This is a genomic window from Pseudomonas sp. SWRI51, from assembly GCF_014268825.1.
Classification (GTDB): Bacteria; Pseudomonadota; Gammaproteobacteria; order Pseudomonadales; family Pseudomonadaceae; genus Aquipseudomonas; species Aquipseudomonas farsensis.
The window spans coordinates 1-12,033 of record NZ_JABWRG010000133.1 but is presented as its reverse complement, the minus strand read 5'-3'; the positions used below and the strand labels follow the sequence as shown (position 1 = coordinate 12,033).

Sequence of the window (12,033 nt, the reverse complement as noted above, 5' to 3'; positions counted from 1 at the left end):
TTTCAGGGCTGCTGCGCAGCCCAACGCGGGACAAGCCCGCTCGCCACAACTCTCTATCATTTCCCACAGGATTGGGTCCAATCAGCAATGTTGCGATGAGGCCAGGACAGGGTTTTACAAAACCTTGGCATGCCCCACGTGCGCTCAACCTGCAATCAACTGGCAGCCCTCCTCCGGCAATATCTCGATGCAAATATGCCGTGCAGCGCCGCGCCAGGGTGGTTAGAATCCGCGCCTGGCGTGTGCTGCGTGCGCCCGGGAGCATTCCCGAATACGGAGAACATTCATTTGTTTTCCGTAGAGATTCGTCCATGTTGCACGCATGCCACCATTCCCCCTGGCCGCTCCCGTCCCGTGCTTTTGCATCGTGGGTTGTCGCGCCGTTTTACCCAGCCATACTTTCGTCCATCGCCACCCTGGCCCGCCATCATCGGAGCCCGCGCTTTGCCGTGCCCGCTGTTCGCCGCCCAGCCCGTGCGAGGGCGACGCAATGACCGAGGACCCGTGCATGAATGCCCCCCTTGCCAATCAGACCCAGCGCTCGCTGCTGCAACGCGTGCTGGCCAGCGAAGCCACTGGCGGCGTATTGCTGATGATCACCGCCACCCTGGCCATCATCATCGCCAACAGCCCCTGGGCTGATGGCTATCGCCACCTGCTGCACTTCGCCGTCGGTCCCACCCTGACCGACAAGCTCGGGCCGATGACCGTACACATGTGGATCAACGATGGTCTGATGGCTATCTTCTTCCTGCTGGTGGGCCTTGAGATCAAGCGCGAACTGGTCGACGGCCGTCTGGCCAGCTGGGAGCAACGCCGCCTGCCCGCCTTGCCGGCGCTGATGGGCATGGCCGCCCCGGCCCTTATCTACCTGGCGCTGTCCAACGGTACACCCGGCCTCGCCGCTGGCTGGGCCATTCCGGCAGCGACCGATATCGCCTTTGCCGTCGGTGCCTTGGCGCTGCTTGGCCGCCATGCCCCGCTGTCTTTGAAGGTGATGCTGGTATCGGTGGCGATCATCGACGATATGGGCGCGGTGGCAATCATTGCGGTGTTCTACACCTCCTCGATCAACCTTGTGGCATTGGCTGCCGCCGCTGGCATCGTTGCTGCGCTGCTGGCCTGCAACCGCCTGCGCGTCGTTGTGCTATGGCCCTATCTGCTGGGCGTTGTGGCATTGTGGTACGTCACCTTGTTGTCGGGGGTGCACGCCACCATCGCAGGCGTGGTTGGTGCCTTGCTTATTCCCTACAGCGCAGGTGCCGGCAAGCCTGCTGCCGCCAGCCCACTGCTGCGCCTGGAACATGGCCTGGCGCCTTGGGTGACGTGGCTGATCGTACCGGCCTTTGGCTTTGCCAATGCCGGCGTTTCGTTCGGCAGCCTGGGCTTGAGCGACATCTTTGCGCCGCTGCCGCTAGCGATTGCCCTGGGCCTGCTGCTTGGCAAGCAACTGGGCGTGTTCGGCGGCGTACTGCTGGCGGTCAAGACCGGCCTTGCCAGCAAGCCCCAAGGCGCCAGTTGGCTGCAGATATATGGGGTGGCGATGCTGTGCGGGATTGGTTTCACCATGAGCCTGTTCATCGGCGAACTGGCATTCCCCGGCCAGCCTGAGAAGGTCGAGGCGGCAAAAATCGGAATCTTGCTGGGTTCGTTGTTATCTGCGGTGATCGCCTGCGCCATCTTGCGTTTTGCGCCCAAACAGCCTGTTTGACATGACGGTGGCCGCTATCGCTAGCGGCCACGTAACGTGCACGCAGGCATGACCGATAGTGAAGCGCGTCAGCAAATGGTCAAGCTCTGCTGCAAAACACTGGGGCTGGCCCAGGATAGCGTGGCGGGTACCCAGCTGACGCGTTGAGGGCGCTGAGCCTGTATGTAATCAAGTACATTTACCCTTGATGCTCTTTCGCTCCGGCACGGCTTTCGCGCCGCCAGGCCTACTGCGCAGCAAACCCGATCACACTGTACGCAAACTCATGCTCTTCACGCACGGTGCCGTTTTCAGGCTCTCTTACCCTGACTCAATCGTCATCATGCACAACCAGCACATGGTTTTCGTCTAACGCTTCTACGCCCTCTGGCTCATGAATGAACGTCAGCGCGAGACCATTCTTGAGCTTGACCGGCTGGGGCTCGCCGATTGTTCTTCCGTCAAACGGCAACACCCACAAATAGCCGCCAATCCCGTCATCGGTTTCAAAACTGGTTACCGCATAGGAACGATCACGGTTGTGACGATCGAACTCAATGCCGGAAAGCCCTAGTTCCGGGCGCCGGGCATTCGACCCGAGCGTTGTGGCGAGTTGGTCAGGGGTCAGTTTCCAGACGACTTCAAAGGCATCCCCAAGTGTCGCCCCTTGCTCGCTGATCGAAAACGGGATCGACAACAACAAGAAGGAAAAATCTGCCGCTTTGCTGCTGTGCCCATACTTACGCACGCCGACCAACAACCGATCACCCGGCGCAGTCGATAATGCTTCGATCTGATAATACGGCGCGCCCACGGCCTGGCTCAGCAACTGACGCAGGCCTCGGGAGCTGCTCACCTGCCCCCGCGTCGAAGCCATCACGATACGCGCAGCATCCGGGCGATCCACAGGCCAATACGGCAACGTGTTGAGGGCATCTGTAGCGGTACTTTCGGCCGTCCCCTCTTTGTTGAAGACGGTGATGGCCACGACATACTTGCCGTCGAGGGAGAAAGAAGAGGGTGAGGCACGCTTGGCCATGTTACGCGAGCAGGCGCACATCAAGTAAATGCTGCCAGAACTTGGCACGGGGTTGAACGCCGATAAAAACGCAGGCACAAAAAAAGAGGCCTTTCGGCCTCTTTCTTTTTGATTCCCAGCGACGCACTGGGAATCGAATTTTGGAGCGGGAAACGAGACTCGAACTCGCGACCCCGACCTTGGCAAGGTCGTGCTCTACCAACTGAGCTATTCCCGCGTCGTTATAGGCGCCATTCTAGCGATTTGCCGAACGGCGTCAACCCCTTGATTCAAAAAAGTTTTATTTCTGTTCAGAGCCTTCGCGCAGATGTGGCCAGGCTGCCAGCAGGTAATGCGCCATCGACCACAGCGTCAGCCCGGCAGCGACCAGCAGCAGCCCATAACCCAGCACAACCCAGAAAGTCAGCAGCGGCGGGTTGGCCAGCAGGATTACCAAGGCGAGCATCTGCGCGGCAGTTTTCCATTTGCCCAGGCTCGAAACCGCCACATGCGCCCTCGCCCCCAGCTCTGCCATCCATTCACGCAACGCCGATACCACGATCTCGCGGCCAATGATGACCGCTGCAGGCAGCGTCAGCCAGAAGTTCGCGTGCACCTGCACCAGCAGTACCAAGGCCACGGCCACCATCAGCTTGTCGGCCACGGGGTCGAGGAAGGCGCCGAAGGGGGTGCTCTGCTGCAGCCGACGGGCCAGGTAGCCATCAAGCCAGTCGGTGGCGGCGGCGATCGCGAACACCGTGCTGGCGGCCATGTAGCTCCAGTGATAGGGCACATAGAACAGCAGGATGAAGATCGGGATGAGCAGGACGCGTAGAACGGTGAGCAGGTTTGGAATATTCATCGGTACGACTGGCTGCGAGTTGAACCCGGCATTCTACTCGCTATGCAGGCTGGCATAAATCGACTCGGCAAGCTTTTTACTGATACCGGGTGCCTTGGCGATCTCTTCGATACTGGCGCGGTTGAGCTCTTGCAGCCCGCCGAAATGTTTCAGCAACTCGCGCCGGCGCTTCGGCCCTACCCCCGCGACACCCTCAAGGCTCGACGTGTTGCGGGCTTTCCCGCGGCGGGCGCGGTGGCCGGTAATGGCAAAGCGGTGGGCTTCGTCGCGGATCTGCTGGATCAGGTGCAGCGCCGGGTTGTCGCCCTTGAGCGTGAACTCGTGGGCGACATCATTGAGGTACAGGGTTTCGAAACCGGCCTTGCGCGTCACGCCCTTGGCCACGCCAAGCAGGGTGAGGTCGGTAAAGCCCAGTTCCTGCATGACCTCACGCGCCATGTTCAACTGGCCCTTGCCGCCATCCACCAGCAGCACATCTGGCAGCTTGCCTTCACCGTCCTTGATACGGCCGTAGCGGCGCAGCAGGGCCTGGTGCATGGCGGCGTAGTCGTCACCGGCAGTCACGCCCTCGATGTTGAAGCGCCGGTAATCGGACTTCAGCGCACCCTCAGGGCCGAACACCACGCAAGAAGCCACGGTAGCTTCACCGCTGGAATGGCTGATGTCGTAGCACTCCAGGCGCTGTGGCACTTCGTCGAGCTCCAGTACCTGGGCCAGGGCTTCGAAGCGCGCGGCCATGTGCTGGCGGTTGGCCAGGCGGGCATTGAGCGCTTGCTCGGCGTTGGTGACCGCCAATTGCTGCCAGCGCGCACGGGTGCCGCGCACCCGATGGCTGATGGTCAGATCGAGCCCGCGCAAGGTCTGCACGGCCTCGGTGATAACAGCGAAGTCTTCATGCACCACGTTGACGATCAGCTCGCCTGGCAGCTCGCGCTCGGCGTTGCCCAGGTAGTACTGCGACAGGAAGGCCGACATGACCTCGGCCACCTCCTCCTCGATGCCAACTTGCGGAAAGAAGTTCTTGCTGCCCAACACCCGGCCGCCCCGCACGCTGATCAGGTGCACGCAAGCGCCGCCGGGGTTGGTGAACGCGGCCACTACGTCGACATCGCCCGAGCCGCCTTCCATGTACTGCTGGTCCTGCACGCGGCGCAACAACGCCACCTGGTCACGCAATTCGGCGGCCTTCTCGAAATTCAAGGCCATGGCGGCCGCTTCCATCTCGGCGTTGAGCTCATTGCCCAGTTGCTGGCTGCGCCCCTCAAGAAACATCACCGAATGGCGAACGTCCTCGGCGTAATCGGCCGGCTCCACCAACCCCACGCAAGGGCCTTTGCAGCGTTTGATCTGGTATTGCAGACACGGGCGGGTGCGGTTGGCGTAGTAGCTGTCCTCGCACTGGCGCACCGAAAAGGCTTTTTGCAGCAGGCTCAGGCTTTCACGGATGGCGCCAGCACTGGGGTACGGACCGAAATAGCGGCCTTTGGCCTTCTTGGCGCCGCGGTGGATGCCAAGGCGTGGGAACTGGCCGTCAGACAGGAATACGTACGGGTAGGACTTATCGTCGCGCAACAGGATGTTGTACGGCGGCCGCCATTCCTTGATCAGCGTCTGCTCAAGCAGCAACGCTTCGGTCTCGTTACCGGTAATGGTGGTTTCGACCTGCGCAATGCGGCCTACCAGCGCAGCGGTCTTGGGCGCCAGGCCGGTTTTGCGGAAGTAGCTGGCCAGGCGCTTCTTGAGGTTCTTGGCCTTGCCCACATAAAGCAACCGGGCTTCGGCGTCGAACATCCGATAGACGCCCGGGCGACCACTGCAGGTCGCCAGGAATGCGCTTGAATCAAAGGTCTGAGACATTGGGGTGCTTAAAGACTTGCGTCAACCATACCGTGGCGGACTGCCAGCAGCGTCAGTTCGACATCGCTGGTGACCGAGAGTTTTTCGAAAATTCGATAACGGTAAGTATTGACGGTCTTGGGGGACAGGCACAACTTGTCCGAGATGATCTGCACTTTCTGGCAGCCGACGATCATCAGCGCGATCTGGATTTCGCGCTCCGACAGCGAGTCGAACGGCGAACCCTGTGGTTGGAACGATTTGAGCGCCAACTGCTGGGCGATCTGCGGGCTGATGTAGCGTTGCCCGGCAAAGGCCAGGCGAATGGCCTGGACCATTTCATCGAGCCCGGCACCTTTGGTCAGGTAGCCCGCGGCACCGGCCTGCAGCAAACGGGTCGGAAACGGGTCTTCCTCACACACGGTCACCGCCACCACTTTGATATCGGGGTGACTGCGCAGCAACTTGCGGGTTGCTTCCAGACCACCAATCCCTGGCATTTTCACGTCCATCAGAACCACGTCCGGCTTCAGCTCGCGGGCAAGCTTGAGGGAGGACTCACCGGAGTCAGCCTCACCTACCACCTGCAGACCGTCGATATCGGCCAGCATGCGCGTAATTCCAGTACGCACCAGATCGTGATCGTCGACCACCAGGACCCTTATCAAGCAGACACCTCGTCAGTGGGGGCGATTGGATCCCGCCACCTTAACAAAAATTTTCAATGGCGACCTAGGGTCCTGAAGGTGTTAGCAGTTATTTCAACAAGCCGCGCAGGTAAAAGTTGCCCCGTGGCCTATTGGCACAATTCGTTGCGAAAGCGCATCTGCCGCTCGGGCTGACGAATACCCAGGGGCGCGTCCGCAGCGGCCTCCCCGGCCAGACGATTGAGCAAATGCCACACGGCAGCCTGATCAGCAGCTGGCAGCCGGCGAAACGCACCGATCATCTGGTCTTCGTCAGCACTCAGGCTATCGAGCGGCGCGGGGGTATGTTTGCCGGTCAGCACATACAACGCATCGACACCGCGAGCCGCAACCGCCGCCAGGTAGTCCATGCGCGGGGTGCGCTCGCCGCTCTCGTACTTGCCTTGAGCGTTGGGCTCCACCCCCCCTACGTCACCGAATACGCGCTGGGTCATACCCAGACGCTCGCGCTCTTCCCTCAGACGTGGGCCAAATGCTGTCATGTCGTGCCTCCTTGATGGCTGAAAACCGGGTGCATCCCGCACCCGAGCGAATGCTCTCGCACTCAGCTGGCACTATGCCTATTGGATCCAATGACTGCAAGCGGCTCAAGCCGTTCTCCGACGCGTGCATCACGGCAGTTGGCGCTGCATGCGCACAAAACAGTCGTCCTCGCCCATTTCGGCGAACCCCCGGCGTAAATAAAGCTGCCGGGCCGGGTTGCTGCGAAACACCATCAACCGCAGCAGTGGCAAGCGCCGCTGCTGCGCCCACTCGGCCAACTGCTCCAGCACCCAGCTACCCACGCCCCGGCCTCGATGCTCGGGCAGCAGGTGCAGCTCGCGGATGAACAGTGCTTGGCGGTCCTGGCTCAGGCTGCAATAGCCCAGCACCTCGTCTTGGTCCTGAATCAGCCATTGCTCACGCCAGCTCCAGGCTTGGTCGAACGCCTCCTCCACCCACAGCAGGCCGAACTGCTGGTAGTACGGCAGCATCGCGCGCCGGGTCAGGTCACGGGCGAACGCACAGTGGGCATCACCAGCAGCCGTCAGTTCAAGGGGCATGGCAACTCGCTGGGTTGAGTAGTGGCTGCAGAATAGAAGCTCCTTTGATCGAGGTCACGCCCCGGTCATGGATTGTTTCTAGGATGGGAAACCTCCCCCTTCGCGTCGACGCTTCCGGAGTCACCATGACAACCCCCTCGATGGTCAGCCAGGACGCCCTGACCGCCCTCGCCCCACGCCCGCAACTGTCGCAGCGCCCCGGCCGCGCCACCTTGACCTTGTTTATCGGCCTGCTGCTGGCAGGCTTGGCCTACACCTTCTACAGCCTCAAGCAGGATGTCAGCGCCAGCGGCACCGTCGTGACCACGGTTACACCCTTTTTGCTGTTAGGCCTGGCACTGCTGATCGCGCTCGGTTTCGAGTTCGTCAATGGCTTCCACGACACCGCAAACGCCGTGGCTACCGTGATCTACACCCACTCTTTGCCGGCCTCGGTGGCGGTGGTCTGGTCGGGGCTGTGCAACTTCCTTGGGGTGCTGCTTTCAAGTGGCGCAGTGGCCTTTGGCATCATCGCGCTGCTACCGGTGGAGCTGATTCTGCAGGTCGGCTCCAGCGCAGGCTTTGCCATGGTCTTCGCGCTACTGCTGGCGGCGATTATCTGGAACCTCGGCACCTGGTGGCTGGGGCTGCCCGCCTCGTCCTCGCATACGCTGATTGGCTCGATCATTGGTGTGGGCGTCGCCAACGCCCTGATGCACGGGCGCGACGGCACCAGCGGTGTCGACTGGGGCCAGGCGAGCAAAGTCGGCTATGCCCTGCTGTTCTCGCCATTGATCGGTTTTGCCTGCGCCGCGCTGTTGCTGGTGGCAGTGAAGGCACTGGTCAAACGCCGCGAGCTGTACGAGGCGCCCAAAGGGCAAACCCCGCCGCCGTGGTGGATCCGCGGCCTGCTGATCATCACCTGCACCGGCGTGTCGTTTGCCCACGGCTCCAATGACGGGCAAAAAGGCATGGGGCTGATCATGCTGATTCTGGTTGGCACGCTACCGATGGCATACGCACTGAACAAGACCATGCCCGCCGAACAGGCCCTGCAGTTCTCGGCAGTCGCCGAGGTGACCCGCCAGGCACTGGTGCGCAGTGCGCCACAAGCCCCGCCGGCCGACCCACGCCAGGTGCTGACCGCATTCATCACCGAGCCCAAGGCCAGCCCGGAGCTGGTGCCGGCCTTGGCCGCCCTGAGCGGCATGATTGGCGAAGAGGTCAAAGGTTACGGCTCGCTCAACCGGGTTCCCGCCGAAGCCATGGCCAACGTGCGCAACGACATGTACCTGGTCAGCGAAGTGATTCGCCTGCTCGAGAAAAACCCGCTGGTGACCTTCGATGCCGACACCGCCAGCCACGTGCAACTGTTCAAGCGCCAACTCGACGACGCCACCCGTTACATTCCGCTGTGGGTCAAGGTGGCGGTGGCCATCGCCCTGGGCCTTGGCACCATGGTCGGCTGGCGGCGCATCGTGGTGACCGTGGGCGAGAAGATCGGCAAGACCCACCTGAGCTACGCACAAGGGGCCTCGGCGGAGGTCGTTGCCATGTGCACCATCGGTGCGGCAGACATGTTCGGCCTGCCGGTCTCGACCACCCACGTGCTGAGTTCGGGGGTGGCCGGCACCATGGTTGCCAATGGTTCGGGCCTGCAGCGGCGCACCTTGGTCAACCTGCTGATGGCATGGGTACTGACCCTGCCCGCGGCGATGCTGCTGTCGGGGTGCCTGTACTGGGTGCTGAACCAGGTTCTCTGAGCCGGCCGCCGCCATGCACCGCGTTCAGCAAGCTCAGCCGGGGATGGCCAGCCCACGCTGAACGGCTGGGCGTTCGAGGAAGCGTGCCAGCACCCGCTGCACCTGTTTGAACTCATCGAAACCCACCAGCTCACGGGCGTTGTAGCGCTCCACCAGGTTGCGCACCCACGGCAAGATGGCGATATCGGCGATGCTGTAGTCATCGACCATCCATTCACGGCCTTGCAGGTGGCGATCAAGTACGCCGAGCAGGCGCTTGGCCTCATTGACGTAACGATCGCGCGGGCGTTTGTCTTCATAGTCTTTGCCGGCAAAGAAATGGAAGAACCCCACCTGGCCAAACATTGGCCCGATGCCACCCATCTGGAACATCAACCATTGCAGCGTCTGGTAGCGCTGTGCTGGGTCCTGGCTGAGCAGTTGGCCGCTTTTCTCGGCCAGGTACTGCAGGATGGCGCCGGACTCGAACAGCGCCAACGGCTGGCCACCTGGGCCGGCTGGGTCAAGGATCGCCGGGATCTTGTTATTGGCGCTGAGCGAGACGAACTCGGGGCTCATCTGCTCGTTATCGTCGAAGTTGACCCGGTGCGCCTCATAGGGCATGCCGAGCTCTTCGAGCATGATCGATACCTTGACCCCATTGGGGGTCGGCAGCGAGTAGAGCTGCAGGCGCTCCGGGTGCTGCGCCGGCCATTTGCGGGTAATCGGAAAAGCGGACAGGTCAGTCATGGTGCACACCCTGGCAGTCGAAAAGGTACCAGCCTAATGGCTTGAGGGCAGCCTGACCATCACCGCATCAGCGCTGCCAGCCCCGCTGATTAGCAAGTTTTATTTATTAATTATTTAACTCTGCACTGACTTGGATCAATACACACTTCAAACGCATACTTATGGGGCGTTAATATTTGTAACAACACACGCTTTCGGCTTTTGATTGTTAATTGAATGACCGTACAATAATAGCAGTGAGCCACCACCCGATCAGTGCTGCGGCGCACGCCCGTCCCTCCCGTATTTCCACTAATCTAAGAGGCCAGAAGGATGCTGACCAATGCGCCGCTTCGCCTGAAATTACTGTTGATTCTTTTTTTCCCATTACTTGGTTTTCTGGCACTGGCCGGTGTTTATATTTCCGACAACTATCGCACGCTGCGCGATATGGAAAACACCGTCGCCGCCAGTAGCAACGCGCAGGCGTTGAGCCAACTGATTACCCTGCTGCAACGTGAGCGTGGCGCAAGCGGCGTGTTCATCGGCAGCCGCGGCACAAGCATGGGCAATCGCCTTACCCAGATGCGCAGCGAAAGCGACGCAGCCATCGATGCCGTACACCGCCTGCCGACGCAGAACGATGCCGACATCGGCAAGGTCCGCAGCACCCTCGATACCCTGGCCGCCTTGCGCGAGGGTGTCGACAAGTTGGCCATCGACAGCGGCGAATCGGGCGCCCGCTACACCGAGATCATCAAGACCTTGGTCGGCTACACCCACTCGCTGGAAAACCGCGTCAACAATACCGGCGTCGTCCATGCCCTGAATGCCTTGAACCAGTTCATCGAACTGAAAGAGCGCGCTGGCCGCGAGCGCGTGCTGCTCGGCCTTGCCTTCAACCAGGGCCACTTCGACGCTTCGCTGCTGTCGCGCTTCAGCCGCAACCTGGGCGAGTTCACCGCCTACGCCGAAGGCTTCCTGCGCAAGGCCCCGGCAGCGGTGCTCAGCCAATACCAGCAAAGCCAGCAGACCGCGGCCGCAAGCGAAGTGGGCAAGCTGCAACGCCTGGCCTTCGAGCTGCCATTGGGCGATGCGCTGGGCATCAAGCCTGAGGCTTGGTTCGAGACTGCAACCCAACGCATAGACCAGATGACCGATGTCGAGCAGGCCCTGGCGCAGAGCGTCGCCCGGCTGGCCGCTGACGCCCGTGGCGAAGCCAACCAGGCGCTGTGGCTGACCCTGGGCGGCGCATTGCTGGCCCTGGCCATGGTGGCGCTGTTGTCGTGGCTGATCATCGGCAGCATCGGCAAGGCGGTCAAAGACATCAATGCTGCCCTCGAAGGGCTGGCGCGCCGCGACCTGACCGCCCGCACCGGCTACCGCAGCAAGGATGAATTCGGCCAGATCGCCGAGAACCTCAACCGCATGGCCAACGAGCTGACCGAGATCGTCCAGGAAATCGGCAACGCCACAGCGCAGGTGGCCACCGCGGCTGAAGAGTCCTCGGCAGTGACCCTGCAAACCAGCCGCAGCGTCGAGCAGCAGCGCCAGAGCACGGAGTTGGTGGCCACCGCCATCAACGAAATGAGCGCCACGGTGCGCGAGGTGGCGCAAAGCACCACCGATGCGGCAAGCCTGTCGCAGCAGATCCACGCCAGCACGACACAGGGGCGCATCGAAGTCGATGGCACCATCGAGCTGATTCGCGAACTGTCGACCCAGGCTGAGCAGACAGCCGCGATTATCGACGACCTGAAGCATGAAAGTGATGCCATTTCGTCGGTGCTCGACGTCATCCGCGGCATTGCCGAGCAGACCAACCTGCTGGCGCTGAACGCGGCCATCGAAGCCGCCCGTGCCGGTGATCATGGCCGAGGTTTTGCGGTAGTGGCCTCCGAAGTCCGCACGCTGGCACAGCGCACCCAGGAATCGACCGGCAATATTCAGCAGATGATCACCAACCTGCAGGCAGGCTCCGACCGCGCCAGCAGCTCGATGCTCGAAACACTGGGCAAGGCGCAGTCCGGGGCCAGCCGTATTGGCCGTGCCGGCGAGTTGCTGGCGTCGATAACCGAAGGGGTGGCACGCATCAGCGACCGCAATATCCAGATCGCGTCGGCAGCCGAGGAGCAAAGCGCGGTGTCCGAGGACATCAACCGCAACGTCAACGAGATCAATGATCTGGTAATTCAGGTCAGTGCCGGTGCGCAGCAGACGGCGGTAACCAGCCAGGAGCTTGCGCGCCTGGCGGAACATCAGCAGAAGCTGGTTGGCCGGTTCCGTACCGCTTGATAGCAATTGGGGCTGCCTTGCAGCCCATCGCGGCACAAGGCCGCCCCAACAGAAAAAACGCTAACTGACTGATTTACATCGAAACGTGGGAGCGGGCTTGCCCCGCGATAGCGATAGCACTGCCAACATCGC

At 61.5% G+C, this 12,033-nt stretch carries 10 protein-coding genes and 1 tRNA gene; 3 read left to right on the top strand and 8 right to left on the bottom strand.

Annotated elements, in window-relative coordinates:
- Positions 1–508: 508 nt before the first annotated feature.
- Entirely contained in the window at positions 509–1,711 is a 1,203-nt protein-coding gene (nhaA, locus tag HU720_RS22810) for a Na+/H+ antiporter NhaA (RefSeq protein ID WP_186523194.1), read from the top strand.
- Between the two features lie 310 nt (positions 1,712–2,021).
- Here nhaA and HU720_RS22805 read toward each other — a convergent pair whose 3' ends face one another.
- The 7 genes from HU720_RS22805 to HU720_RS22775 form a co-directional block, all read right to left on the bottom strand.
- Complete coding sequence (locus HU720_RS22805) at positions 2,022–2,729, bottom strand: hypothetical protein (protein ID WP_186523193.1); 708 nt, start codon at positions 2,727–2,729, stop codon at positions 2,022–2,024.
- A gap of 141 nt (positions 2,730–2,870) precedes the next feature.
- Positions 2,871–2,946: transfer RNA gene (locus tag HU720_RS22800), tRNA-Gly, on the bottom strand.
- Between the two features lie 63 nt (positions 2,947–3,009).
- Positions 3,010–3,570, bottom strand: a complete 561-nt coding sequence (pgsA, locus tag HU720_RS22795) for a CDP-diacylglycerol--glycerol-3-phosphate 3-phosphatidyltransferase (protein ID WP_186523192.1) — start codon at positions 3,568–3,570, stop codon at positions 3,010–3,012.
- A 33-nt stretch (positions 3,571–3,603) separates the two neighbouring features.
- Entirely contained in the window at positions 3,604–5,427 is a 1,824-nt protein-coding gene (gene uvrC / locus HU720_RS22790) for an excinuclease ABC subunit UvrC (protein ID WP_186523191.1), read from the bottom strand.
- Positions 5,428–5,435: 8 nt separating this feature from the next.
- The gene (gene uvrY / locus HU720_RS22785) at positions 5,436–6,074 is read right to left on the bottom strand and encodes a UvrY/SirA/GacA family response regulator transcription factor (protein WP_186523190.1); all 639 of its coding nucleotides are present in this window, start codon (positions 6,072–6,074) and stop codon (positions 5,436–5,438) included.
- 128 nt (positions 6,075–6,202) lie between these two features.
- Positions 6,203–6,595, bottom strand: a complete 393-nt coding sequence (locus HU720_RS22780; RefSeq protein ID WP_186523189.1) for a helix-turn-helix domain-containing protein — start codon at positions 6,593–6,595, stop codon at positions 6,203–6,205.
- Between the two features lie 129 nt (positions 6,596–6,724).
- A complete protein-coding gene (locus HU720_RS22775) occupies positions 6,725–7,156 on the bottom strand; it encodes a GNAT family N-acetyltransferase (RefSeq protein WP_186523188.1) in 432 nt (143 codons plus the stop codon).
- Between the two features lie 125 nt (positions 7,157–7,281).
- Between HU720_RS22775 and HU720_RS22770 the strand changes: the two genes are divergently transcribed.
- A complete protein-coding gene (locus tag HU720_RS22770) occupies positions 7,282–8,898 on the top strand; it encodes an inorganic phosphate transporter (protein ID WP_186523187.1) in 1,617 nt (538 codons plus the stop codon).
- A 33-nt stretch (positions 8,899–8,931) separates the two neighbouring features.
- Here the strand turns inward: HU720_RS22770 and HU720_RS22765 are convergent, their stop codons facing one another.
- Positions 8,932–9,627: a glutathione S-transferase N-terminal domain-containing protein gene (locus HU720_RS22765; protein ID WP_186523185.1), complete on the bottom strand. Its 696-nt coding sequence runs from the start codon at positions 9,625–9,627 to the stop codon at positions 8,932–8,934.
- Positions 9,628–9,939: 312 nt separating this feature from the next.
- Here HU720_RS22765 and HU720_RS22760 point away from each other — a divergent pair, with 312 nt between their 5' ends.
- Positions 9,940–11,901 (top strand): methyl-accepting chemotaxis protein, encoded by a 1,962-nt coding sequence (locus HU720_RS22760; RefSeq protein ID WP_186523183.1) that lies wholly within the window; start codon positions 9,940–9,942, stop codon positions 11,899–11,901.
- Positions 11,902–12,033 lie beyond the last annotated feature (132 nt).